Raw genomic sequence first — 22,753 nt, 5'->3', positions numbered from 1 at the left:
GGTAGCAAAGACTTATCGGCTACCTAACCCTAGGCAACTAATCGGCAAAGGTTAGTTAGCCGCTTTCATCAAAGACATATCAATGTACGAATCAATCGGTTGGGCGTCTTTGTACACATCATTGGCGACGTTAAAATCGTCAGCGATTTTGCTTGAGCCGTAGATTGATGTGAAACCGTCCGCTTTTTCAGCAAAGGCCATCGCTTCTTTGGTGCTCATGATCTTAGTACCATCGATAAAGCCTTTGTATTCATCGGGAGATAGTCCTACACGTGCTGCCATAATTGATATGGCTTCATCACGCGTGCTCTCATCATTTAGGTAAGCAACAGCCATATCCCACGCTTTAATGACTTTGGCCCATTCTTCTTGGTGTTGAGCCAAGCTGGAAGGCGTAACTGCTAGCACATCGTAAATTAACCCCGGCTCATCTTTAGATGAGTAGATACGGGTTGATCCTGGAACTAAGGTGAGTGCTTGTCCTGAATTTGGCTGCCAAGCAACAATCGCATCCACTTGGCTAGAAGCCAGCACTTGAGGGGTTTCGTTCGTAGGAACGTTGACCAGCTCAACATCTTTTTCTGTCATACCGTTCTTTTCTAAAGCATTCAGTAACAGTAGGTGCCCTACAAAGCCAATTTCCACTCCTACCTTTTTACCTTTTAGTTCTTTAATCGATGAGATCCCCGGCGCCGCTACAATCATGTCGTTACCGTTGGAGTAATCGTTGATCAAAATCATCACGTTTTGCGCACCGGTAGCGCCAGTGACTAATGCATCACCATTCGTCATAGTTACGGCGTCAAGCTGACCTGCCGCAAAAGCATCCATGCTGGCGACGTAGTCGAACCATTCGAATTCGACGTCGACCCCCACCTCTTCAAACATATTTTTTTCAATTGCGATTTCCCAAGTGACCCAGCCAGGCCAGTCGCTGTAGCCAATCTTGAGAGGTTCGGCCATAGCCGAGGAAGCCAGTGCGAGGCCTGCGAATACAGTAGCGATCAGTCGTTTAACCATTGGAGACTCCAGAGTTATGCTCAATTACAGGATTTTGGTATTACGATTTTCAATTTCTGTAATACTGAAAAGCATTTAATGTGCCAGTTATAGATGTAAGTGGTTAAGTTTTGTGCAGTAGACGACGCTTGCGAGAGGCGCTCTATCTAGATATGGATAAGGTGCATACCCTTGGTGATACCGGTTTTACGGGGCTGACGGTGTATTTTTGCATTCGATTTGTTGGTTGTTATTCATACAAAAAGTGATTGAGTGATTTTATTCAATCAGTGTGTAAGGGGAGGGCAACGCATCGTATATGCGATGTTTTAGATGTCGGGTTTGTTCACTAGCAGTGCACTCTTACCGTTAACGTGACTCAGTATGAGGCGCTGAGTTATCTTACAACGCAAACGAGTTTGACCTATAAAGGAGCAGAGTATTAGTCTGTCATTCTTGAATAGACCTTCTCTACAGACGCGATAATTGCCATGAAATTAAGATTGCTTATTCTTTCTATGTTTTTTTTGTTAACGGCTTGCTCTAATAATGGAGACACAGATCACGTGCTAACTCTATGCAAATAACCCGCAGTAAAACCTTCACCGCTGATCGCGCCTGGGGTGCGAAAGACATTGCCAACATGAATGGCATCACAACGCGCCTGCATTGGACGGACCAACCGTATCAGTGGCATATCAACGACGGTGAAGAGGTGTTTGTTGTATTAGATGGTACTGTCGAGATGCGTTACCGACTAGACGGGAAAGAGCACTCGGTTTTACTCGAGGTTGGCGATATTTTTTATGCCTCGGTTGGCACAGAGCATGTAGCGCACCCGCAGGGTGAGGTGCGCGTTTTAGTGATCGAAACAGAAGGTAGTGTGTAGCAGATCAGGAGCGCTGTATAATCAATGTTCACTACTGATCGCATTGAGCCAACCTTCCATGACTTATCTGTTTGTTATTACTATTCTATGGGCGTTTTCATTTAGCCTAATCGGTGTTTATTTAGCTGGCCAAGTGGATGCTTGGTTTTCCGTTTTTATGCGTGTTGCGTTAGCAATGTGTGTGTTTTTACCGTTTTTGAAATTCCGTGCGGTACCCGGTGGCTTAGCGCTTAAGTTAATGGCTATAGGTGCGATTCAGTTGGGGTTGATGTACAGCTTCTATTACCATTCATTTCTTTATTTGACGGTGCCTGAAGTTCTGTTGTTTACGGTAATGACGCCTATTTTTGTCACCTTGCTTAACGATGCCTTGGATCGGCGTTTTAATGCTCGGTTTTTTATTGTGTCGGTTATCGCGATCCTAGGTGCGGTAGCAATCCGTTATGATGGAATTAATAGTGGATTTTTGACCGGGTTCTTCATCGTGCAGGGTGCGAATGTATGTTTTGCGTCAGGGCAGGTATTGTACAAACGATTAATGGCGCACCATGCTGATATTCCACAGCATACGGTTTTTGGTTACTTTTTTATCGGTGCGTTTATGGTAGCCGCCATTTGCTTTGTAGCCTTTGGCGATATGAGCAAGCTACCGACTACGCCCATTCAGTGGGGAATCCTCACTTATTTAGGCGTCGTAGCCTCGGGTATTGGCTATTTTGCTTGGGATAAAGGAGCAACACAGGTGAACGTGGGGAGTTTAGCTGTGATGAATAACCTGCTGATCCCCGCTGGGATTATAGTTAACGTGGTCATTTGGAATCGGGATGCCGATATTTTAAGGTTGAGTATTGGTGCGGGAATTATTTTGTTGGCATTGATTATCAACGAGCGCTTTGCAGACCAATCGCGTAAAGCGATACAAAGTTAGGCCGCTTGCCGGCTTATGCATGTTATAAGGATATTATGTTCGCTATATTGACGACGCTGACGCTTGTTACCGTTTGTTTAGTCGTGGTTACCGTTTTACCAATGACACGTATCACGCATTGGTTTGTTCGTGATATGGACTTTCCACGCTTCCAAATTGCAGTTGTGGCTATTGTGCTTATGGTGGCGCAAAGCGTGGTTCTTGATGCGCACCATCCTTTACGTTGGCTATTAGCGGGTGTGACATTGATCTGTTTGGCTGTGCAGCTATGGTGGATCTTGCCTTACACCCGGTTATGGAAAAAAGAAGTTAAGACCGCGTCAGAAAGCGATCCTAGTCAGCAATTAACGATTCTGACCTCTAACGTGCTCACGCCTAATCGAAATGCAGAGGCTTTAATTGACCTCGTTCATACTCATAAGCCTGATATAGTTGTAACGCTGGAGTCGGATCAATGGTGGCAAGACCAATTAGCGGTGCTGGAAACAGAGCTTACGTACAGCGTGAAATGCCCGTTAGATAATTTGTATGGGATGCACCTTTACTCGCGGTTACCCTTTGATGAAGAAGAAGTCGCCTTTTTGGTCGAAGACGATGTCCCCTCTATTCATTTGCGCCTGCAGCTTCGCACGGGCGATAACGTTCGTATGCATTTTATCCATCCAGCGCCGCCCAGCCCTACCGAAAATACATCATCCTCAGAGCGTGATTCCGAGTTGGTTATCGTGGCTAAAAGTGTGGCAGAAACCACAGAACCCGTTGTGGTAACAGGGGATCTAAATGATGTTGCTTGGTCGGCTACCACACGCTTATTTCGTAAAATTAGTGGGTTGCTCGATCCGCGTATAGGGCGCGGTATGTTTAATACCTTCCATGCGGATTATTTCTTTCTGCGCTGGCCGCTTGATCACCTTTTTCACAGTGACCACTTTACGTTAAAGTCCATTCAGCGCTTGTCATCGATAGGCTCAGATCATTTTCCATTGCTGACGACACTTGTTTTCACCCCTATTAACGGTGCAAACCAGGTTGGCTTAGCATGCGAAGCCGACGATAAAGCGTTAGCGCAAGCTATCGCTGACGATCAGCAAGTGGAAAAACATGATGTTCCTTTGCATTAAGCATTCTTTATTTAGACAGTAAGGTCGTTTCTAGCTTTAGAGTATTAAGCAACAGCATAGTGTGTAATATTGTTATGATATAACATATTGGTGTTTGTTTTCTTATACTATCAGCCTTTAACTTAAATTAACTCGGACATTATGTCTCAAAAATAGGACGGACGATGGATCGCTTGTTATTACAAACTCTTTTCATATTTACAATGCTTTGGAGTTTCTCAGCACAGGCCGTTTCGGATACGGCTAATAAATCAAATACAGTCAGGATAACTAGTCCATTTGAGTTCACTAGTTTAGACCCCAGTCAGCAAGGTTATCTGTTTACAAGGATGCAGGTGATCGAAACGTTGCTCAATGTAAACGAGCAAGGCAGCTTGGTAGCGGGGCTGGCAACACAGTGGAGTATTAATGATCAGGGAAGGGTATGGCGTTTTGAGTTACGCCCAGATGTACGTTTTCATAACGGTACCGCATTAACAGCTGAGGGCGTTGTTAATAGTTTGCGTCGTGCTCAGGAGCGTCAAGGCCCTTTTAATAAAGTGCCTGTGAAAGATATTCGCGTTGACGAACAAAACCAAGTCATCATTGAGCTTGAGAGGCCGTATCGAACGCTGGGGGCCGTTGTGGCTCACTACAGCACAGCCATTATTGCGCCAGCAGGCTTGGATGATAAAGGTCAAGTGACACAGCTCGTAGGAACTGGACCTTATCAGATGGTTTCGTTTGAGCCGCCCCATGCTTTTCAAGTTCAGCGTTTCGACAGTTATTGGGGGCAAGTTGCCAGTATTGAATATGCCACCTATTTAACCAGCCATCGTGCCGAGAGCCGGGTATTGCAAGCGCGGACAGGGCAAGCCGATGTCGTTTTTAACCTTGATCCTGCCAGTGTAATGCAGTTAAAGCGCCTGCCTTCTGTTCAGTTAGAATCGCTGAATTTACCACGCACATTAATGGTTAAGGTAAATAGCCAGCATCCGTTTCTAAATGAGCCGAATGCGCGCCGTGCTCTTAGCTTGGCCATAAATCGAGTGGGTATTGCCCAAGCTATTTTGCGCACGCCGGGTGCTGAAACCGATCAGTTATTACCGGCTTCTATGCCTTTGTGGCACCTCGATCGCGAAATGGAGCCTAGTGATCTTACCCACGCAAAGGCGTTGCTCGGTCAGCTGGGTTGGGTCGCTGACGATGAGGGGATGCTGGTTAGGGATGGTAAACCCTTTAGCTTACGTTTAATCACTTATGCTGATCGCCCTGAGCTTACAACGGTGGCCACGGCGCTGCAGGACCAATGGAAACAGCTGGGCATTCAAGTGAGCGTTGATATCACGAATTCGAGCTCTATACCGGCGGGTCACCAAGATGGGACCCTCGAAATGGCGTTAATTGCCCGCAATTATGGCTTTATCGCCGATCCTCTAGAGGTTATCCGGTTAGATTTTGGTTCCGAGCAAGGAGGTGATTGGGGGGCCATGGGTTGGGATAGCGAAACGCAAAAAGATATTGAGCAAATGTCTGATGTGAATGACCCTCAGCGCTATAAAGCCTTAGCGCAAAAAGTAGCATCCGCGATCTATGATGAGCGCCCTGTGATCCCGGTAGCGGCTTATACTCAGCATGTGGCGGTTCAGAAGCGGGTTAAAGGGTTTAAGCTGGACCCTTACGAGCGCACTTTTTATATCAATGAATGGGAGTGGGCCAAGTGATTCGCCAGATCATAATGAGACGCTTGGTCCAGCTGGTAGCGGTGTGTTGGGGTGTCGGAACCCTAACCTACTTACTGGTAAAAGCGTTGCCCGGTGACATGGCTTATCGCATTGCCGCTAGTCGTTATGGAGCGGATGGTGTGGATGCGACAGCAGCGGAGCTAGTAAGGCAGGAGCTTGACTTAGACGCTGGTGGTTTTAGTGCCTATGCTGATTGGTTACTTGCCTTGGTGAAAGGTGATTTTGGCAACTCGCTAGTCAGTGGGCTACCTGTGATCGACTCATTGGCCTCCATGTTAGGGCATTCAGTATTACTTGCAGTGGTCGGCTTAGTCGTGTCTGCTGCTATTGCGTTTCCCGTTGGTTTGATGTGTGCCGCGTGGGGCGGTCTTTGGGATAAATGCTCTTTGGTTATTTCGACCTTGGTTCGGGCAACCCCCATTTTTGTCCTAGGTGTTATTAGCCTCATCATATTTGCTCTAGAGCTACCGTGGTTTCCGGTGGCAGGTGCTGAGTCGGCGCAATATTTAGTATTGCCTGCGTTAACGCTCGGTGTGAGTTTGGCGGCGGTTTCGAACCGTATTGTTTGTAGTAGTGCGCGAACGGTTTTTGCTTCGCCGTATTATCAATTTGCTCGGACTAAAGGCTTATCGGCATGGCGGACTTTTTTTCGCCATGGTGTTCGCAACTTGGCGGTTCCTGTGGTTGCTTTCATGGGGATTCAATTAGTCACGGTGGTTGAGGGAATGGTGATGATCGAGTCCTTATTCTCGTGGCCTGGTATTGGGCACGGGTTAGCACATGCGGTGTTTGCGCGTGATATTCCAATTATCCAAGGGGCGGCGTTATTAATGGGCGCCTTGTTTGTCGTGCTAAATCTAGTGGTCGATGTTCTTTGTTATCTGCTAGATCCTCGTGGGGAGGTGGTCGCATGATTAGCACTTCTCTAGTGGGATCGGTGTTACATCGCCTTGCTCGGTTAAGTCTTTCCCAAAAGCTAGGCATGAGTTTGTTGGTTCTGTTGGTGGTTTTTGCAATCTTTGCCCCTTGGATGACTCAGGTGAGCAGTGATCAACAAAACCTATCGGCTATTCTAATCCCCCCTAATGCGGAAGCTTGGTTAGGCACCGATCATTATGGTCGTTCTATGTGGGTGCGTTTAGCAGAAGCGTTACGTTTGTCGTTATTAATGGCCGCGTTAAGTGTTATTACAGCCGCGTCATTGGGGATTGTTCTTGGAACACTTGCCGCGGTTGGGCCTCGTTGGGTCGATCGGATCCTGGATGGGGTGATGACCATTCTGTTAGCACTACCCGGGCTAGTGTTAGTGCTGATTCTATCGGCGATGCTTCCGGGATCGTTTGGCATGCTCTATTTAGCGATAGCGCTTGTGCAATGGGTTGAGTACTTTCGCGTAGTAAGAGCGATGGCAAAACAGGTTGTACAAGGGCCAGCAATGGTCTCTTCTCGACAATTAGGCTTCGGCTTTGTGTACTGCTTTAAACGTCATATTTGGCCTGCTATAGCGCCACAAATTATGACGATAGCGGCATTCGGGGCAGCATCATCGGTATTGATGATGGCATCACTGGGCTTTGTTTATGTTGGAATCCAACCGCCAACAGCAGAATTAGGATTAATGATTGTTGAGTTGTTTCCTTACTACAGTGACGCGCCTTGGTTGCTGGCTGAGCCACTAATGGCGTTGGGGCTGTTTATTTTGAGCTGCCATTTACTGGCTCAAAAAGCCCCTGATACCCTCAATATGCAATCGCTCAAAGCGGACGTACGCAAGGAGGCTATGGTATGAAAGAGCTATTAAGGGTCGAGAATTTATGTGTCTTCGCCGGCGATACTCCTTTAGTTGAGCCTGTTTCATTTTCGCTTAAGGCCGGAGAGCGCTTAACACTCTTAGGGCAAACCGGATCGGGTAAAAGCCTCTTAATGCAGGCGATTATGGGGACCCTACCTAAGGAACTTCGTAGCCAAGGGGTAATGGAAGTAGCAGGGCAGGTTTTTAACCTTGGGGCGATGACGGCGTCTATGCATAAAGCGCGTGTCAAACTATGGGGGGTTCAAGTCAGCGCGCTACCTCAGGAGCCGTGGACTGCGTTAGATCCACTGATGCCTGCTCAGACGCAATTGAGCGAGACATTACGATGGGTAGGAGGTTACGGCGGGAAAGATGCTCACAGCGAAGCAGCAGCCCGGTTGACACGTTTAGGCTTAAAAGGAGCAGAAGGTAAGCGAGTTGATCAGCTGTCTGGTGGTATGGCTCAGCGGGTCGCTATCGCTTGCGCTATGGCGGGAGGCGCTTCTATTTTGTTAGCTGATGAGCCAACAAAAGGGTTGGATGTATCGCGCCGGGATCAGGTGATCAGCGACTTACGTGAACAAACACAAGATGGCGTGCTGATTACCATTACGCATGATGTTGATGTAGCCCGCCAGTTACCGGGGCGTATGATGGTTATTCAGCAAGGTTGCGTTTTAGAAACGGGGGATGTGGAGTCTATTATCAATGCTCCTCAGCACCCATTTACGCAAGCACTAATTGATGCCTCGCCTGCTAGTTGGATTAAGGAAGCGCGTGATACCGTGGATACCTCGCCCGTATTAAGTATGAAAGATTTAACGATTGCGCGTGCTGGTAAGCCGCTACAACGTGATCTTAATTTCGAGGTTCATGCTGGAGAGGTGCTGGGTGTTGTAGGTGATAGTGGGTGCGGGAAAAGCACCCTAGGAGATACCTTGCTGGGCATGCTCACGCCGGAATCAGGCCGTATAGAACGCCATGTAACAGCGGCCAGTCACCAATGGCTAAAGTTATATCAAGACCCGGTCGCTTCAGTGCCTTCTTCTGTTTCATTACGCACCTTACTGGATGATGTGCTTCGCCGACATGCGATAGCCCCTGATGATGTTCCACCGCTAATGCAGCAGTTGGAATTAACAGAAGAGGTGCTAACTCGAACAGCGGATGGTGTGTCGGGCGGGGAGCTACAACGGTTTTGCATGCTACGTGCGTTGCTTATGAAGCCAGTATGCTTATTTGCGGATGAGCCAACGTCACGTTTAGATCCGATTACCGCCAAAAAAGTCAGTGCAATGCTGGTGAGTGCTGCTCAAAAGCAACGATGCGCCGTGATTCTAGTGAGCCATGATCCTGACTTAATTGATCATCGGTGCGACCGAGTTATACGTTTATCAGCACTTTAGTCGAGAAATATCGCCTTTAAAGTAGTTAAATCAGACTATAAAGGCGGTTTTACTAGACAATTGCACAAAGGCATTCATAATCGATCACATATTTTGTCGTGTAGAGCATTAAAGCTTCGGCTATCAATGTTCAAATACAGACAAAGAAGTTATATGCACCATCTCATTTAAAATCTGCTTTCGTCATGGTGATACCGAGAGCAGAACCAAAAGACTCACCAAAAGGTAATGAGTACAGATGAGTAAAGGTACAGTTAAGTGGTTCAACGCCGATAAAGGTTTCGGTTTTATTACTCCAGAAGATGGCGGCAAAGACTTGTTCGTACATCACTCTGAAATTCAATCTGGCGGTGGTTTCGCTACATTGAACGATGGTCAGGCTGTTGAGTTTGAAGTTGGCCAAGGCCAAAAAGGTCCATGTGCTAACAACGTACGTGCGATCTAATTTTTAGATCTTTGATCTAAGTAAGAGGGGCTCCCGATAAGGCGGCCCCTTTTTTGTGCCTGGTCTATCGAAAAAAGACTGGCAGCCAGTTAATTCTGGGCTACTTTTACACGGATACGATTTTTTGCCACGCGCTTTTCATGTAGCTCCCCCAACGCCGCATAGGCTTCTTTAAGGTTTGGCATAACCACAAACGCAAAGCCTTTCGACTTTCCTGTTTCCTGATCTAAAACCAGTGTGCATTCTTCAACGCTACCGTAGGCAGTAAAGAGTTCACGAATTTCGTCTTCGGTGGTGGTGCGAGACAGGTTACGTACTAAAAGTTTCATAATGAGCCATCTGTTATAAGTTCTGTGTGCCAGTATCGCAATATCCGTTGAGCAGACCAAGCGATATCGTGAACTTACTTATCCACATTTGTATTGTGAGTAATGGCTATAGTATGGTGCGATTCATTTAACTGCGAAAAGGATTTTCGATATGGACTGCACTTTTGAGCTCAACGACCAAGATATGAGCGAATTAAAATGGGGTGTTCGGCGTTATAAAGCAACGGTTAAATGAAACGGATTACAGCGCCTATTATCATCCTGCTGATTGTGGTTGTCAGTTTATTCATAACTCGATGGTTTATTAAAAACCCAGATGCTTACCCATTAACGTTAGAAGGTTATTGGGTCTCGTTATCTGAATGGCTGGGTATTAGTTCACAAGAGTCGATTGCTGATTTAGAAGCGGCCGTCGTTTTTGGTAGCGTCTTCTTACCATTGCTCGTGCTATACATGCTCGTTAAGCGATTTATTTAAACGGCTCGACGTTTCAAATAGCTGCGATAGATCAGAGCCAAAATGACCACGGCGATCATGATGCCGATTTCGGTGACAAGAGCCCCAGTGATTGCCGCTAAATAGTTATCAGTGGTTTTGAGCACTTCGTACATCACTGTGCCTAGCAAGGCGGCGCCGAGTCCGAATGCAGATTGTTGCACAGTGGTTAGCATTGCGCTGCCACTGCCTGCATCTTCGGCTGGTACTTCTGACAATGAAATTCTGAAAAAGCTACTGACAATAAATGACTGGCCAAAACCAATGAGCATAGTGGCGGCTAGTAAGTGTATAGGTTGAACCGTTGGCCAAAACCAGTGGAAACTGATGATCAAACCTAACAAGCCCGGTATTTGAATGCCGCAGCCGAGTAGCAAGGTATTCATTTGTCCAAAAACAGCGGTTACCCGTGCGCTAATCAATGACCCTACAAAATAGCATAAGCCCATTCCAATAAACGTGTTACCTGATTGAAGTGGTGTAAGTCCTAGCCCGCTTTGTAAAGTGAGAGCGACCGAAAACATATAGCCGCTCCAACATGACACAAACAAAACGCATAAGACTAAACCGAATTGGATAGAGCGTAAGCGCAATAAGCGCGGCGGTATTAAGGGGGCGCTTCCTTTTAGCTCAATACGCTGCTCGGCTTTCCAGAGCAAAATGAATAACGGAATGACCATCATCAGGACAGCAATAAGTGGCCAAGACCACTCAAAGAGAGGGCCTAACGACACAGGGATGAGCAAGCATAAAATAGCGGCAGCTAATAGCGTGGTGCCCAGTTTATCAACGCTGGAGGCTTTTTCCGAAAAGGTATTTGGAATAAGTGAGCCTGATAATGACAAAATGAGTAGGCATACAGGGATGTTCACTAAGAATACATTGCGCCAGCCTAATCCAAACAGATCGGCAGATACTAACCAGCCGCCTAGTACTTGGCCGGTGACGAAGGATAAGCCGCCAATGGCACTGTAATAACCGAGTGCGCGTGAGTGCGATCGGCCGGTTAAGCAAACATGAATAGTCGACAAGATTTGCGGAACCATCATGGCGGCACCAACCCCCTGAACAGCGCGGGCAATCAGTAGGGTTAACATGTTAGGAGCGAGCCCGCAGGCTAGGGATGAAACGCCAAAGATGAGCACACCTATGCTCATTAAGGTGCGGCGACCATAGCGATCTCCTAAACGCCCACCCATGGCTAAGCAGACCGCAAAAAATACACCGTACACGGCCACCATTAATTCTAACTCTACATGGTTGGCATCTAATGAAGCGGCGATGGATTCCAGCGCAACATTAACGATAGAAAAGTCGATTACGGGTAAAATCTGACCACCTAACAACAGGGCTAGCCCAGCGGATGTTAGAGAATTTTTGGGTGTGCTCATGTATATCCTAGAACGCGAAATCAACGCGGAATGACGAGTCAAAAAGATTCAGTGTATGCGCAGGATAATCATGAGGCTACCGACAAAGCTGCAATAGTGAGTTTCGTTATTTCGCGGCTTCTGAAAGTCCCTTCTCAGCATTCAATAATGCTTGCTTGCGAGTTAGCCCCCAACGGAATCCGCCTAGGTTACCGTCACCGCGTAACACCCGATGGCAAGGAATAAGTACGCCAATCCGATTAGCCCCACACGCCGATGCGGCGGCCCTGAAGGCTTTGGGGTTACCAATGTGAGTCGCTAGTTCTGAATAACTGATAGAAACGCCAGCCGGGATACGAGTGAGATACTTCCACACTTTGATCTGAAATGCTGTGCCTCTCATGTCCAGAGGGATGGAGGGCAAGGGGGCTTGGCTTGCTAAATGTTGATTCAGAGCGTCTATCCAATCATCAAGCTCGCGAGAAGCATAGGCTGTTGATGGGATGAAGCTCGCCTGGGGAAATTCGTTAACCAGCTCATCGAATAAGGTAGACTCGCTCTCTCCAAAAGCCGTATAACAGACGCCCTTTTGCGTTGCAGCCATCAACAGCAAACCTAACGAAGAGTCGCGAAAAGCATAGCTGATTACTTCGCCTGTTCCGCCGTCTTTATACGAGCTGGGAGTCATACCCATTTGGCGAGAGGCTTCACCGTAGAGTCGGCTTACAGAGCTAAAGCCTGCTGCAAATATAGCATCCGTCACCGTTGGCTCAGTTTTCAGCAACGACTTAAACAACTCCATGCGAATGGCATCTTGATATTCTTTAGGTGAAACACCCAGGGTCGCGGTAAATAGCCGCTGGAAATGTGACGGCGATAAGTGCGCCAGTTGAGCGAGTCGTGTTAGCGGTAGTTTTTCGTTAGCGTGAGCTTCGATGTGTCGAGCTACGGTAATGATACTCTCGGTAGTGGGCATAAGTGATCACATAGCTTAGTCAGTAATAAGCTTAATGAAACGCTATGGAGGAGAAAATTGCTATCCGTTTCTTGTGAATAAGCAATATTATTATTTTAAATAATAAGGTCTATTTATTGGCGAGCTAAATCATACGGTTCTTGTAATACATATTAGATACTAATAAATTAACCCCGTTGTTTTTTACTTACTATAACTATGAATGTACAAGGCTTGATATGTTAGTAAAACAAGGACTCATGGCTTTTTTTCTCAGTTTCGTTATTACTCAGTTGAGTGCAGATGATATGAATCATGAAAACCCGATGGATGTCGCTACCGCTTTTTGGCAAGCATTAGCCCAACAGGATTACAAACTGGCTAATCAATATGTTGTCGCTAAGGATCAAGAAAATTTTCTAAAAGAAATGAGAAGTGTTTTAAAAGAATTGAAACCACTGCCAGAAAAGCCGGATGTCACTATACACATTGAAGAAGGCCAATTAGCAGGCCGCTCAGTACTGTCAAACTGGGTGCCAAACGCTCACGTTGGCATGGTTTATCAAGACGGTCGTTGGTGGATTAAAAAGTAGTAAATCGCATATTGCATTGAGATCCGTTGAATGAGCATTAGAAAGGATAGGGCACAAAACGCAGGCTTGACTGAGGCTGGAGATAGAAAGCAGACCATTCCGCTGAGTTATTTTGGATTTTTAATAGGTTACATAAGATGATCCAATAAAAAGCCTCTTTTTTGGGCAATCAAGACGGCTTCAGTACGATTTTTTGCCATGAGTCGCTCCAATATCACAGAGACATACTCTTTTACAGTTAAGGGGGAGACTCCCAGTTGTCTTGCGATCTCTTTATTAGAAAGTCCCTGAGCCATGCCTTGCAGGGTGGCCATCTGTTGGGCCGTGAAATAGACACAATCACTGCCTTGTGTGTCTGACAGAATGACGATCTCGCCCTCTAAAATATCTATAATGGCCTTTTTCATCGCTTCTTTAGATGTTGATTTGGTGATGAAACCGTTAGCCCCTAAATCAATCATCTGACGAATACTGACTTCAAAATCTAGTGTCGAAATCACAGCAATAACTAACGTAGGGTAGCGCTTGCGGATAAGATCGAGGCCATCTAGGTTTTTAATATCAGGCATACGAATATCGAGCATGAGTAGCGTCCAGTCAGAATAACCAGCTAAGGTATCCAATGCTGCCGAGAAATTACCCGCCGTGTGAATATGTGCTTGTGGATACAGTTCGTTTATTAACTGTTTTAAGCCATCACGATACATTTCGTGATCTTCGGCTATGAGAAATCGCTTATATAACTGCATACCAAGTCATCCATTAAAGCGGTATCGGGCGCTAAATAAGTTATATACTTGTTGGCGCTCTTAGGAGTATCAGTGCCAACCTGCGGTGAGCAGATCCACACTGATAACCTACATCAAAAGACTTCGCCGGTCTCGATGGGGCGAGTGGTTATTGTCGCTTCCCCTTGTTGAAAATCATCTATTAAAATGGTTGCGGCCTGCTCTACTAAGCGATCGGTACCAACAACACGAAATGTATAGGTGGCATCTATTTTTTTTCGTTGAGGCGTTAATATGATCAAACCCTCACCCACATGAAAAGGCGCTAACGATACAGTCAGAACCTGTCCAAAAGTAGATACCTCCGAATGGGTTTCTTCTTCGCCTATGGTGAATGACTGCTCTAGTTTTGTGCTGATCGTTGTGGATGCAGATGTTGTAATCAAACCAACTTCGGCTTCTACCCCAGTGGTTACACTGACTTCTAGACCAACAAGGGTTGTTTCACTCCAAGACCGTGTTATTGAAGATTCAATCTCTTTAGTTAGGTTTAACGCATAGCTTTGTTCTTGGCTGGAGTCTGAAACTACACGCCCTTCGATACCAATAGGCTCGCCTGCAGGCGTCGTAACCTCGTTGTCATATTTAATGTTTACCAGCTCTAAGTCAGACCGGATTAATTTCACGCTCGATGCAATATCATTGAATCCATACACTTTAAGACTGGGGTGATCGCCAGGACCTAATTCTAAAGATTTACCGCCAAATTTGCTGTGTTCATACAAAACCACACGTACCCCTTCAGGAATTTTTAACGAGGAAATAGCATCATGTTTTAAAAATGGGCTCGGGTAGCTTGTTTCCTGTCCTATGCCCGCTAAGCTTTGTTTGTATCCTTTGAAATGATTGTTTTCGTAAAATGTAACTAAAGGGTCAATGTTTGAATTTTGCTTAAGTACTTTAATAGAGCTGATTTTATCGTTCCAACCGGGCAAGGAAGAGTAATCACCTTCAAACAAAACCATTTTAGGCCCACGAAATCCAGAATCTTTATAGAACATAGCATAAAAGCCCTCTGGGATTTTTACCGAACTTATTTGGTCGTTTCCTATTTGACTGGTTGGATATTCATCTTCAGCTAATACTGCTTTTTTTCCTTTGAAATCTACATGTTGATAAATAGTAATACTCATTTTTAAATCTCTCTTAAGCATGCGCTCATAGATTCTGCCGAGCTATTGATATAAATAATGAGATTTCATAGTAAGAATTCAAATCCACTAAAGGTACCCGCCAGATGGGGGGGATGTTATCCATCGCTTTATCTGTAGTGATCAGCTGTGTTTGGCATATTCTTTCATAATGAACCGTGCCAACGAGCGTAGTTGTGCTGCTTGATAGTGGGCAGGCAGAAGATAGATATTGTTTTTTATGGGCCGGTTTATCAGCTCTAAACAATTTTGATTGAGAAAGCCAATAACAATATGCAAGTTGGGCTTATCCTTGTAATGCATGAGCGCTGAAAGATCGGAGAAGCAGGTAATATCAATTAAATGGACGATTACATCTGCATTGTCATCTTTTGGGCTGTGCGTCTCTACCTTATAGCCCCAGCGGCTCATCTGCTCAGTTACTTGATCACAAAGCGTATGACCTGAAAACTCAGCTATCCAACGCAGTGATTTTTCCATGTCATTATTACCAGAGTGTTCTGCAGCATGTTCCGCTTTCACGGGTAACGATATGCTGAAAACCGAACCCTTACACGGCTTAGAGCGCACGATAATCTCTGCCCCTAAAACGTCTACCAGTTGCTTGACTATAGCTAAACCTATGCCCATGCCGGATTGGTTGCTTTTCGTTTCTTGTCCACGTTGATAGAGATCAAAAATACGACTTTGATCCTCTATCCTGATTCCGCGACCGGTATCCCAAACCTGTATTAACAAGCCAGTTCGGTGAGCACGAAAGGCAATTAATACACCTCCGCGTTCGGTATATTTAATGGCATTTGAAATTAAATTACGAAGTATTCTTTCAAGGTGTTGAATATCAGTACATATCGCTTGCTTAGTAACATGAAAGCGCAGTGATAGCCCCTTAAGGCTAGCTTGATGGGAAAATTCTTGTCGTAGTTTGTCTGTAAAGAGGTGTAAATCAATCCATTCATTGTCCGATTTAACGAGCCCAGATTCTAGCTTACTAATATCCATCAGTTGATTAAAAGATTTACTCATTAAAAATTGTAAACCTGAAACTTTTGCTAAAATCACTTTACCATTTTCACTTTTTATATGTTCATCCAACAAGGATACGAACAAACTCATGCTGTGCAGAGGCTGTCTTAGATCGTGGCTAACAGTCGCTAGAAACTGAGACTTGGCTTCACTTTTCATCTCTGCCTGATATTTTTTCTTTTTCAAATCAACGATTCGCATCAGCAAAGCCATGAAATGAATAATCATATGAATAATTTGTAGAAAGGGCTCAAAAATAACACTGTAGGAGAGGGTGTTATCATATAGACCGGGCTCGGAGGTTAAGATAAAAGCAATACTTGCAAAGGAATAAAAAAGTGGAAGCCATCCAAGAATAAATAAAAGGTAATATCCTTTTAATTTGTGGCCGTTCGAAAATCCTGCATAAAAAATGACTAAAGACATGATAATTGAACATACTAAATAAAGAATAATATTATCATGTCGATCTAAGAAAAAGCTTAGACCGAAAACCATCATGTAACTAAATACTACAGTCTTAATTATAAGGTCGGCTACGTATTTATTCTCTTTTTTTATAGAAAGAAAGGACCGTACAAAAAGAAGAATGCTCATGGAGGTTAGTGAAGCCCAACCCCATATCCACGATGGTAGCTCTTCAGTGCCTTGTAAAAGATAAACACCGATGTGACTGCGTATGGTAAAAAATACTAACATCAATAAAGATGAAAAGCCGAACCAAAAAAAAGTTATATCTTTCATTACGCTCGCGCTAAGAAAAGCCATTAAAATAAAACCTAGCACAACGCCAACGGCTAGATTAAATGTTAGCCCAATGGTATAGGACCATTGGTGATATGAAGGCTCGGTCATGATTGAAAAATAGGGCGGTGAAACCAAAGAATTGCTTTTTAGTTCAAATATAAAGGTGTAATCCTCATTAGGATTAAGATCAATATAAAAAGCCCTTCCAAATACATTTAAAGCTTCGTCAGTGACTCCTTTACTAAGATTAGAGTGATATTTTTTTTCACCATTAATAGAATATATAAGAACGGAAATATCATTGATGAACAAATTGCTGAAATGCAGTACCCAATTTTTCTCGTGGGTTTTATTGACAAGCTTTGCAACAAAACAGTACCGGTTATCATGTCTGAAATCTGGGAGTGTTGTCGTTGATAATGTGTTAGTCAGGGCTCTTTGCGTGTCTTGAAAAAGCGCATAATCTAACGTCTCAGGACATACAAAAAGGCCGGAGCTGCGACGATCCGAATTTAAATCGTAATGCTGAACAAGTGAATCGAGAGGTATGGTTTTAATTGCAGCGTGGCTTTTTTCAGCAGCGGCAAAAAAAACAATAGTTAGCAATAGACACGTCACGGATCTCAAATAACACTGAGAAACCGAACAGAGCACCTGTAAGATTAAATCTTGCTTTATGTTAATTAATGCACAGTGTGCATTGTTGTTAAATAACCGATACATATATCTAAACGTCTTGGTTCGACTTTAGTTTAATTGATAGTGCTTCGATGACCCTAAAGTATCAAGGGCTTAAGGTTTTAATAAATATAAGAACTTATTTCTCTTTCGTGTATTCAAAGCAATACGTGGATCAATAAACACTGTTCGGAAAGACGGATGTACAAGACGTCTTGTGAGCCACTGATCATAACTAAAAGATTTACTGAATGCGCAAAAAACATGGAAAACTTTTTGTCTCAATCATTAAAGGAGCTATACATTAACGTGTATGGCGTTAATAAAGATGATCTGTATGGTTGAGCACGGCACATTACACTGATCAGGCGCCACAAAGGGCTCTCATGGCTTACCGCGTATACATTATCATACTACCTCAATAGTATGAGTCTTATTTACGGCCTTAAAAAACAATGGATACCAAGTTTAGAAAAGAGGGGGGGTGAGTGCTCTCAGTGGTTAAAAGCGATAATAAGTCTAAAAGTTAGGCGATAAAGAGCCCATACAACATCAACATAGTGTACTTGTCTGGGCTGAAGGGGGAGGCCTCCGAGGAGTCTTTACTGCAAGGCCACTGATCCATAAGAAGGTTCGTAACGTGCCTCGTTTAAGGCATGTAATGAATGCGAGCTCGCCTTTGGGGCTAGCTCAAATTGTCGTGCTTCGCGTGCCGCTTCAATATGAGTAATTGAGCCTGTTAAGCTCACTTCACTAGTATCGGTTTTCTTAGCTCCGGTTCTTTCTTCGCGCGGTGGTAGACCAATATGCTCGCGGTAGCATTTGCTGAAATGCGGTGTAGAAACAAAACCGCAAGCTGAAGCAATTTCAATAATTGACATTGATGTTTGCTTGAGTAATTGGCGAGCACGTAATAGGCGTAATTTTAGATAATATTTAGATGGTGAACATTGCAGATGTTTCTGGAATAAGCGTTCAAGCTGGCGACGTGATAAATCGACGTACCCTGCTAACTCATCTAACTCGATTGTTTCTTCTAAATTGGCTTCCATCAATGATACGGCTTCAACCAGCTTCGGTTGAGTGGTGCCCAGAACGTAACGAAGTGGTATGCGCTGGTAGTCTGCGTGGTTACGCACGCGGTCACAGATAAACATTTCGGAGATACCTGCCGTAAGCTGATACCCATAATCACGTTGGATCATGTTAAGCATCATATCCAGTGGGACTGTGCCGCCACTCGATGTCATACGGTTGCGGTCTAAAACAAAGAGGTGGTTTGTGCAGCGCACTTTTTGGAATTTTTCTTGTAAGGAAGCAATACATTCCCAATGAGCGCTGCAGTCATACCCATCTAGCAAACCTGCATCAGCCAAAACATAAGCCCCTGTGCAAATTGCACCCACATTGCAAGCGCGACGGCCCATTTTTTGTAACCAAGACACCTGACGTCGAGAGTAGCTACGGGTGATATTAACTCCACCCACGACAATAATAGTATCGAGGTTAAGCGGGTCGGTCATCGAGCCATCAGGGGTTATGCTAATGCCATCACTTGCCGTGACGGCCTTACCGTCTTCAGTGAGTGTATGCCATGTATACAGCTCTTTACCGCTAAGCTGATTTGCCATGCGTAATGGTTCTACTGCTGATGCCAGAGCAATCATCGTAAAATTTTCTAATAACAAAAAGCCGATTTTATTCATTTTTACGGCCTGCACTTCTGCGGGCTGGCGGTTATGGATATCAAACATGGCATCTGCTCCTAATGAACCATTTTCATAAGTTAGCATGAGCAATTAGCATGCCTAAAGTGCCATTGGGCGCAATTAACCCTGCTTTTATTGAATAAGCGTTTAATAAAAAAGGGCTTATGAGTCAGTAGGTCTATAAGTGATAACAGAATTGCTGTGTAGTGACATGTTACTTAATGACACAAAGTCGCACACAGATTAACCAAGTGTGTCGAAACTGCACTGTGTTGTGGCGTAATTAGGCCTATAGCGGGTATGGCTGAAAGGAATGACGTATAGTAAATCGCCTATATTCTTGCTGTTGTAGAATCATGAATAATAAATCTAAATCTGAAGCTGGTTATTTTGCTATAGCGCGGGAAAGCGCGGATTTTTCATTTGAAGACTTTGTAAGCCGTTATTACAACACAGAGCAACCCGTTATTATCGAGGGTGTAGGAGAAAGCTGGCCGGCTAAACAGCGCTGGACAGAAACTTATATACGTCAAGCACTCGCAAAAGAAACAAAAGCAGAGGCTGCTTCACTTTGGTATTGGATGGAAAGGGACATGTTGTCCGGTGACTATCAAACACCCGAGTTAGTCCAGCGGTTACTTGATGCTTCTAATACGTTTACACGTAGCAAAAGCATGCGTATTTGGGTTCATAACCAAGATAATGTTTCTAGTTGGCACTTTGATGGCAACATGGTGAGTGTGTTCAATACTCAAGTCACAGGGCAAAAAGAGTGGTTTCTCGTATCTCCCGACACGCCTCTGCATTGCTATCCGTTTGTGAATTTCGCCATTATGAATGGCAATGATGCCAAATCCCTTATACACAAGCGCTATACCCACTTTATGCTGAATGAAGGCGATATGTTGTATATCCCACCGCTGTGGTTTCATAAAGTGATATCTAAAGCCCCCGAAAATATAAGCCTGAATTGGATAATGACCAAAAAAGAAACGACTGTTTGCAGTAAAACGCTCAATCGGGAATTAGAAAAATACCGCCTTCAAGAGTACCTTTTCAAACATCGTTTCGCGTGGGTTAAACGAACTTCTAAGATGATTGATGCAAAACTGCCAGGTTTTCTGCGATCCAATTGGCGCTATCAGAGTATGATTATTACGCAACAGCCCCAGCGACGATTTGGGCTGGCTCGATATGTATTGGAAGAGCTATCGGCGCTGGGGCGAACGCTGTGGCATGCTAGAAAAGCGCGTTCGTATTACCAGCAATTAAAACCCGTTAAACAATTAGATAAGGCTGATATGAATCAGCCTGATTAATTTCTTCGGCTTCTCGCTATACCGATTTAATTTTTTTATTCTGTATTGCAAAGAAGTGTCTTAAAATCGATAATAATTCAATATTTATTGATTTAAGGCTAAGTGGTGAAAATGAGTTTTGAATGGATTGATCAACCACTAACAGAGCAAGATACATCACGTTCGCCGGTGCGTATTCGTTCCCAGGTGGTTGAGCCTCGGCGCCGCTGCCCTTCTATATCGTATCCGTGGCATCAATGGGTTTGCGCGACTCATGGCACGTTGACGGTTATGGTCGATAGCACCTGGTATGTGGTTCCGCCACGTCAGGCGTTGTGGATCCCCAGCGGAACGCAATACTCATTGGCAACCATGGATGGGGCAGAGTTTATGTGCGTATCCATAGAGGCGACGGTTGAAGTGAACCTGACGGATCACTGCACAATGTTTCGTGTGTCCTCTTTATTGATTGAGCTGTTGGAGGAAGCTGACCATATTCGGCAAACGAAAGAAGTCTCTTCTTATGTGGGTTTATTGCAGCGGATTATTGTTGAGCAACTACACCGGCAAAAAGAGCAGGATTTCAGATTACCGTGGCCATCGAATGAGCGTTTAATCACGATCTGTCAGCAGGTTTATCTGCACCCAGATGATACGCGTACCCTTGAGCAATGGGCGGTACTGTTAGGTATATCGAGCCGAACCTTAACACGGTTGTTTACAGAGGATATGGGGATCTCATTCCGTGCATGGCGTTATCGGTTACGGCTATGTAGGGCTTTGGAGTGGCTATGTCACGCCCGCCCAGTTACCGAAATAGCGCAAGAGTTAGGCTATGCTAACCCATCGGCGTTTGCTTACATGTTCAAAGAATCAATGGGCTGTACGCCCTCGGAATGGCGCAGCCCAGCTCGGTGAACCGTTAGCACTCAATGGTGTTAACGGCTAAACCTCCTTTAGAGGTCTCTTTGTATTTATCCTGCATATCGCGCCCTGTATCTCGCATGGTGCGTATCACTTTATCTAACGAGATGAAGTGATCGCCATCGCCGCGCAGTGCCATTTGTGCCGCATTGATCGCTTTTACTCCAGCAATGGCATTACGTTCGATGCAAGGTACTTGGACCAAGCCTCCAACAGGGTCGCAGGTTAAGCCTAAATTATGCTCCAAGCCAATTTCAGCGGCATTTTCCACTTGCTTAGGCGTACCTCCCAGCACTTCTGCTAAACCGGCTGCTGCCATAGCGCATGCACTACCAACTTCCCCTTGGCAGCCCACTTCGGCACCGGAGATTGACGCGTTCTTTTTGCACAAAGCGCCAATAGCCGCGGCGGCTAGAAGAAAGTTAACCACATCATCATCCGTTGCTTTGGGATTAAAGTGCATGTAGTACATGAGGACAGCGGGGATAATACCGGCAGCACCGTTGGTTGGGGCTGTCACCATTCGCCCGCCTGCCGCGTTCTCTTCATTAACGGCCAGCGCGAAGAGGTTAACCCAATCCATGCCAGACAGCGTAGAGCTGATAACATTTGTGTCGCAAGCTTGTAGCAATGACTGGTGTAGCGAATGCGCGCGGCGTCGCACATTTAGTCCACCGGGTAAAATCCCTTGATGGCTCAGTCCACTGTTAACACACGCTTCCATGGCGTGCCAAATAGTTAAGATGCCTTGTCGGATATCCGCTTCTTTACGCCAAACTTTTTCATTTTCCATCATTAACTCACTAATGCGCAGGTCGTGGGTTTTGCATAATGTGAGTAGTTCATTGGCTGTTTCAAACGGGTAAGGTAGCTCTACCTGTGGCACGAGGTGTGCGTCTTTTGTTGCCTCACTCTGATCTAAAAAGAAGCCACCGCCAATTGAGTAATAGGTATTCTCATAAAGAATACAGTCATCACCGTACGCGGTTAAACACATAGCATTTGGGTGGTAAGGCAAGGCCTCATCATTAAATCGCAAGTCCTGTTTGCGGATAAAAGGCACGGCATGCTTGCCTGCTAAAAAGAGCCGCTCAGTGGTGTCAACTTGCGCGATTTTGTCAGGTAGCGTGACTGGGTCAACAATATCAGGCAGCTCACCCATTAAGCCGGCAATAACAGCGTCATCGGTGCCGTGGCCTTTACCGGTAGAGCTAAGAGATCCAAAAAGTGTAATGTTGATAGCAGATACATGCTGTAGAAGATCGTTTTCGGCCAAGTAGGATGAAAATGTAGCAGCTGCCCGCATTGGCCCGACGGTGTGGGAGCTAGATGGGCCTATACCAATCTTAAAAAGATCAAAAACACTAATACTCATGAGGTTCTCCA

Annotated in this window: 21 protein-coding genes; 12 read left to right on the top strand and 9 right to left on the bottom strand. The window is 45.1% G+C overall.

Annotated elements, in window-relative coordinates:
• Positions 1 to 51: 51 nt before the first annotated feature.
• Positions 52 to 1,020: an ABC transporter substrate-binding protein gene (locus tag BS617_RS13150; protein ID WP_075173232.1), complete on the bottom strand. Its 969-nt coding sequence runs from the start codon at positions 1,018 to 1,020 to the stop codon at positions 52 to 54.
• 556 nt (positions 1,021 to 1,576) lie between these two features.
• Here BS617_RS13150 and BS617_RS13145 point away from each other — a divergent pair.
• The 8 genes from BS617_RS13145 to BS617_RS13110 all read left to right on the top strand — a co-directional run bounded on the left by BS617_RS13145 (position 1,577) and on the right by BS617_RS13110 (position 9,304).
• Positions 1,577 to 1,888, top strand: a complete 312-nt coding sequence (locus tag BS617_RS13145; RefSeq protein ID WP_075173231.1) for a cupin domain-containing protein — start codon at positions 1,577 to 1,579, stop codon at positions 1,886 to 1,888.
• Positions 1,889 to 1,946: 58 nt separating this feature from the next.
• Positions 1,947 to 2,816, top strand: a complete 870-nt coding sequence (locus BS617_RS13140) for a carboxylate/amino acid/amine transporter (RefSeq protein ID WP_075173230.1) — start codon at positions 1,947 to 1,949, stop codon at positions 2,814 to 2,816.
• Positions 2,817 to 2,851: 35 nt separating this feature from the next.
• A complete protein-coding gene (locus BS617_RS13135; protein WP_212667431.1) occupies positions 2,852 to 3,937 on the top strand; it encodes an endonuclease/exonuclease/phosphatase family protein in 1,086 nt (361 codons plus the stop codon).
• A gap of 164 nt (positions 3,938 to 4,101) precedes the next feature.
• The gene (locus tag BS617_RS13130; protein WP_075173229.1) at positions 4,102 to 5,640 is read left to right on the top strand and encodes an ABC transporter substrate-binding protein; all 1,539 of its coding nucleotides are present in this window, start codon (positions 4,102 to 4,104) and stop codon (positions 5,638 to 5,640) included.
• Positions 5,637 to 6,575 (top strand): ABC transporter permease, encoded by a 939-nt coding sequence (locus BS617_RS13125; RefSeq protein WP_249263608.1) that lies wholly within the window; start codon positions 5,637 to 5,639, stop codon positions 6,573 to 6,575. The genes BS617_RS13130 and BS617_RS13125 overlap by 4 nt, the downstream gene beginning before the upstream one ends.
• On the top strand, positions 6,572 to 7,450 hold the full coding sequence (locus BS617_RS13120; protein WP_075173227.1) for an ABC transporter permease: 879 nt from the start codon (positions 6,572 to 6,574) through the stop codon (positions 7,448 to 7,450). The genes BS617_RS13125 and BS617_RS13120 overlap by 4 nt, the downstream gene beginning before the upstream one ends.
• On the top strand, positions 7,447 to 8,859 hold the full coding sequence (locus tag BS617_RS13115) for an ABC transporter ATP-binding protein (RefSeq protein ID WP_075173226.1): 1,413 nt from the start codon (positions 7,447 to 7,449) through the stop codon (positions 8,857 to 8,859). The genes BS617_RS13120 and BS617_RS13115 overlap by 4 nt, the downstream gene beginning before the upstream one ends.
• Before the next feature lie 238 nt (positions 8,860 to 9,097).
• Positions 9,098 to 9,304, top strand: a complete 207-nt coding sequence (locus BS617_RS13110; RefSeq protein ID WP_075173225.1) for a cold-shock protein — start codon at positions 9,098 to 9,100, stop codon at positions 9,302 to 9,304.
• A gap of 89 nt (positions 9,305 to 9,393) precedes the next feature.
• Here the strand turns inward: BS617_RS13110 and BS617_RS13105 are convergent, their stop codons facing one another.
• On the bottom strand, positions 9,394 to 9,633 hold the full coding sequence (locus BS617_RS13105) for an RNA recognition motif domain-containing protein (RefSeq protein WP_075173224.1): 240 nt from the start codon (positions 9,631 to 9,633) through the stop codon (positions 9,394 to 9,396).
• A gap of 231 nt (positions 9,634 to 9,864) precedes the next feature.
• On the opposite strand from BS617_RS13105, the gene BS617_RS13100 reads away from it, so the two are divergent.
• On the top strand, positions 9,865 to 10,110 hold the full coding sequence (locus BS617_RS13100) for a hypothetical protein (RefSeq protein ID WP_075173223.1): 246 nt from the start codon (positions 9,865 to 9,867) through the stop codon (positions 10,108 to 10,110).
• Here the strand turns inward: BS617_RS13100 and BS617_RS13095 are convergent.
• A complete protein-coding gene (locus BS617_RS13095) occupies positions 10,107 to 11,519 on the bottom strand; it encodes an MFS transporter (protein WP_075173222.1) in 1,413 nt (470 codons plus the stop codon). The genes BS617_RS13100 and BS617_RS13095 overlap by 4 nt on opposite strands.
• Before the next feature lie 106 nt (positions 11,520 to 11,625).
• On the bottom strand, positions 11,626 to 12,474 hold the full coding sequence (locus tag BS617_RS13090; RefSeq protein WP_075173221.1) for a bifunctional transcriptional activator/DNA repair enzyme AdaA: 849 nt from the start codon (positions 12,472 to 12,474) through the stop codon (positions 11,626 to 11,628).
• Positions 12,475 to 12,692: 218 nt separating this feature from the next.
• Here BS617_RS13090 and BS617_RS13085 point away from each other — a divergent pair, with 218 nt between their 5' ends.
• Positions 12,693 to 13,046 (top strand): hypothetical protein, encoded by a 354-nt coding sequence (locus BS617_RS13085; protein WP_075173220.1) that lies wholly within the window; start codon positions 12,693 to 12,695, stop codon positions 13,044 to 13,046.
• Positions 13,047 to 13,174: 128 nt separating this feature from the next.
• Here BS617_RS13085 and BS617_RS13080 read toward each other — a convergent pair whose 3' ends face one another.
• From BS617_RS13080 to gbdR, 4 genes are all read right to left on the bottom strand, one after another.
• Positions 13,175 to 13,795 carry a response regulator transcription factor gene (locus tag BS617_RS13080; protein ID WP_075173219.1) on the bottom strand — a complete coding sequence of 207 codons (621 nt, stop codon included), beginning with the start codon at positions 13,793 to 13,795 and terminating at the stop codon, positions 13,175 to 13,177.
• 113 nt (positions 13,796 to 13,908) lie between these two features.
• Complete coding sequence (locus tag BS617_RS13075; protein WP_075173218.1) at positions 13,909 to 14,967, bottom strand: beta/gamma crystallin-related protein; 1,059 nt, start codon at positions 14,965 to 14,967, stop codon at positions 13,909 to 13,911.
• A 141-nt stretch (positions 14,968 to 15,108) separates the two neighbouring features.
• Positions 15,109 to 17,364 carry a sensor histidine kinase gene (locus tag BS617_RS13070; protein WP_170870354.1) on the bottom strand — a complete coding sequence of 752 codons (2,256 nt, stop codon included), beginning with the start codon at positions 17,362 to 17,364 and terminating at the stop codon, positions 15,109 to 15,111.
• 674 nt (positions 17,365 to 18,038) lie between these two features.
• Positions 18,039 to 19,190, bottom strand: coding sequence for a choline metabolism transcriptional regulator GbdR (gene gbdR / locus BS617_RS13065; RefSeq protein ID WP_075173582.1), 1,152 nt, complete (start codon positions 19,188 to 19,190; stop codon positions 18,039 to 18,041).
• Positions 19,191 to 19,501: 311 nt separating this feature from the next.
• On the opposite strand from gbdR, the gene BS617_RS13060 reads away from it, so the two are divergent.
• Together BS617_RS13060 and BS617_RS13055 are read left to right on the top strand one after the other, a co-directional pair.
• Entirely contained in the window at positions 19,502 to 20,464 is a 963-nt protein-coding gene (locus tag BS617_RS13060) for a cupin-like domain-containing protein (RefSeq protein WP_075173216.1), read from the top strand.
• 111 nt (positions 20,465 to 20,575) lie between these two features.
• Complete coding sequence (locus BS617_RS13055) at positions 20,576 to 21,361, top strand: helix-turn-helix domain-containing protein (protein ID WP_075173215.1); 786 nt, start codon at positions 20,576 to 20,578, stop codon at positions 21,359 to 21,361.
• 4 nt (positions 21,362 to 21,365) lie between these two features.
• Here BS617_RS13055 and BS617_RS13050 read toward each other — a convergent pair whose 3' ends face one another.
• Positions 21,366 to 22,742 carry an L-serine ammonia-lyase gene (locus BS617_RS13050; RefSeq protein ID WP_075173214.1) on the bottom strand — a complete coding sequence of 459 codons (1,377 nt, stop codon included), beginning with the start codon at positions 22,740 to 22,742 and terminating at the stop codon, positions 21,366 to 21,368.
• Positions 22,743 to 22,753 lie beyond the last annotated feature (11 nt).

The organism is Neptunomonas phycophila (assembly GCF_001922575.1).
In the GTDB taxonomy this organism is placed as follows: Bacteria; Pseudomonadota; Gammaproteobacteria; order Pseudomonadales; family Balneatricaceae; genus Neptunomonas; species Neptunomonas phycophila.
Note: the sequence above shows the minus strand (reverse complement) of the source record. Positions and strands in the feature narration are given on the sequence as shown.